A 2,867-nucleotide genomic window follows, 5' to 3' on the forward strand; every position below is an offset into this window, starting at 1 on the left:
TGGCCCCCTTTTCGGGGGAAGGTGGCCCGCAGGGCCGGATAAGGGTACGGGCCAATCAAGGCGCCGCCGGCAACGGCGAGAACTCCGTCGGCACCCAGGCGAAGGCCTCGCCCTCGCGACGCACGTGGCCCAGTCCCGGGAACGGCAGATGCGCGCCGGCTACCCACCAGCCGTGGTCCGCGGCCTGCGCCAGCATGCGCTTGCGCGCGGCGATCGCCGCGGCGCGGTCGCTGTCGGCCTCGAACGACGCCTGCGGCTGCGCGAACTGCACCGCGTGGTAGTGCACCAGATCGCCCCACACCAGCAGTTGCTGCCCCGCACCACCGTCGAAGCGGTACGACACGTGCCCGGGCGTGTGTCCGTGGGTATCCAGCGCCACCGCGCCGCCGGGCAGCGCGTCGCCGGGACGGAAACGGCGCAGCCGCTGCGCGGACTGGTAGGGCGCCACCGCCGCCCGCGCCAGCGGGAAGGCGAAGCGCAGTGCCTGCGGCGCCCCGGCCTCGCTGGCCGGGTCCAGCCAGTACGCCGCGTCGGCGGCGCTCAGCCACACCGTCGCCTTGGGATAGGCGGGCTGGCCCTGTGCGTCCAGCAGGCCGCACAGGTGATCGGGATGGGCGTGGGTGAGCAGCACGTCGTCGACCTGCTCGGGCGCATAGCCGGCCGCGCGCAGGTTGGCCAGCACCTGGCCGAGGCCAGGGCCGAAACAGGTCGCGGTGCCGGTATCGACCAGGGTGAGGTGCGTGCCGTCCTGGATCAGATAAGCGTTGACCGCGGTCTGCAGGCCCTTGTCGTTCTCCGGCACATAGCGGTGGTCGAGCAGGCGTGCGATCGCCTCCGGCGGAATGTTCGCCAGTTCCGCGCGCGACAGCGCCACGGTGCCGTCGAACAGGGCGGTGACCCGCAAGCGGCCGATCGCCTGGCGATAGACGCCGGGCACCTGCGTCTGGGCGCTGGCCGGCGCGGCGGCGTGGGCGGGTGATGGCAGCGTCAGCGCCGCGCTGGCGCTCAGGGCCAGCGCGCACAACGCGCGCAGCGGGAACACGGACATGGGATTTCCTGGCAGAGCGGCGTGCGCCGCGGTAATGGCATGCTGCACCGGCGCCGCTGCGCGATTCGCTCATTCCGCTGCGCGCGGCGCTCAATGCCGACGTGGCTCAGTTGCCGATGCTGGCAGGATCCAGGCCATAGCGCTCCTGGAAGCGTTGGCTGAAGCTGCGCACCGAGCGGTAACCGGCGTGCGCGGCGACCGTCTTCAATGGCCAGCGCGTGGTGTACAGCAGTTGCATCGCGTGCGCCAGGCGCGCATCGGTGAGCAGTTCGCGCAACGACGTGCGTTCGCCGGCCAGGTGCCGGCGCAGGGTCGCACCGCTGAGGCCCAGGCTGTCCTCGATGTCGCGCGAACGCCAGCCGCGTTGCGGCTGTGCGGCGATCAGCTCGCGCACCTGCGCTGCCACGCTCGGCGCCGGCGGCAGCAGCAGGCCGCCGTGGCCTTGCCGGCACAGCGCCACCACCAGGGCCGCCAGCGCCAGCCGCGCCTCGGTGTAGCGGCCGTCCTGCAGCGCCTGCCGCCATTGCAGCAGGGGGCCGCCGAACGTCTCGGCACGCAGACGCGCCAGCTCCGCGCCGGCGGCGGGCAGCGGTTCGTTCCACAGCACGCGCGCCGCGCTCAGCGCTTCCTCGCACAGCGGCACCAGCACGCTCAGGTACAGGCCGCTGTGCGGATCCGGGATGTTGACCACATCGATGCGGCAGCGCCGCGTCACCAGGAACAGGTCGCCCGGTACGAAGTCCAGGGCCTGTGTCGCGGTGCGCACCTGCTTGCGGCCCTGCAGCAGGATAGCCAACTGCGGCCGCGCGATCTCCACCGAGCGCGCGCCGTGTTCGCGGCGCGCGCTGATGCAGGCGTAGCCCTCGGCCTGGGTGCAGTCGGCCAGGCTGGCCAGGCGCGCGAGCAACAGGGCGTCGGGAGAGGTGGTGTCGGCCATGGCCGTGATGCTAGCGCAGCGCGGCGCGCGCGCTCAGCGTAAAGCGCCAGGCTGCAACGTCGCAGCCGGCCGGACCGCCACGACTGCGCTGGTGCCGGCTCCGCAAACTGCCGGTCTCGGTGCGCCACAGGTCGCTTCCCCGCGGTCTGGCGACTGCGCAGTCGTTTTGTCAGCCACGCTTACCTGGGAGGTTGCATGAGTTCGATGGTGATTCCGTCGGGCCCGCTGACGTAGGCAACGATGGTTCCCGCGCGTGGCCCTGCCTCGATCGGCCGCGGAGATCCTTTCAACTGCCATCCCTGCGCCTGGATCCTGGCGACCGCCACGTCGATCTCCGTCACGGTGACGGCGAGATGGGCCGCGCCGATCGCGCCAGCGCTTGCGGGTGTCTTGCCCAATGTGCGGGCCGTCGAGTATTCCAGCAGTTCGATGGGAAAGCCGGCAGGCGAGACCACCAGCGCCATGCGGCAACGAGGATCGTCGACGCCCGTCACCTCGCGCAGGAAATCGCCGCCCATTTCGCCCGTGCGGACAAGTTCGAAGCCCATGGCCTCAGTCCAGAACGCGATCGCCTCATCCAGCGATGAAACGGAAAATCCCATGTGGTCGACGACGAAGGGGCCAGTGTCGATTTTCAGTACTCCAGGTCAGGTTCCGTGTTGAACGACGGGCGTGCGGTTGCCTTGCATTTCGGGGAAACGGCTGTGGCCATGCCGGTGATGCTATCCAGTACGGGGCGCGTCCGCTCAGACATGCACGCCGAACACATGGCCGATCGCGCCGCTGGCGAGCATCGCCGCCGCGCCCCAGAACACCACCCGCACTGCGCCGCGCAGGCCCGAGGCGCCGCCGGCACGCGCGGCCAGCGCGCCGGTCAGCGAC

At 71.2% G+C, this 2,867-nt stretch carries 3 protein-coding genes and 1 pseudogene; all 4 read right to left on the reverse strand.

Annotated features, from left to right (window positions below):
* Positions 1 to 55: 55 nt before the first annotated feature.
* On the reverse strand, positions 56 to 1,048 hold the full coding sequence (locus D588_RS0104175) for an MBL fold metallo-hydrolase (protein ID WP_017915081.1): 993 nt from the start codon (positions 1,046 to 1,048) through the stop codon (positions 56 to 58).
* A 106-nt stretch (positions 1,049 to 1,154) separates the two neighbouring features.
* A complete protein-coding gene (locus D588_RS0104180) occupies positions 1,155 to 1,985 on the reverse strand; it encodes a helix-turn-helix domain-containing protein (RefSeq protein WP_017915082.1) in 831 nt (276 codons plus the stop codon).
* A 179-nt stretch (positions 1,986 to 2,164) separates the two neighbouring features.
* On the reverse strand, positions 2,165 to 2,587 hold the full coding sequence (locus D588_RS0104185) for a VOC family protein (RefSeq protein ID WP_017915083.1): 423 nt from the start codon (positions 2,585 to 2,587) through the stop codon (positions 2,165 to 2,167).
* A gap of 144 nt (positions 2,588 to 2,731) precedes the next feature.
* Positions 2,732 to 2,867 (reverse strand): annotated as a pseudogene (locus D588_RS23980) (VIT family protein); the annotation flags it as partial.

Origin of the sequence: Xanthomonas sp. SHU 308 (genome assembly GCF_000364645.1) — a bacterium.
Lineage (GTDB): Bacteria > Pseudomonadota > Gammaproteobacteria > Xanthomonadales > Xanthomonadaceae > Xanthomonas_A > Xanthomonas_A sontii.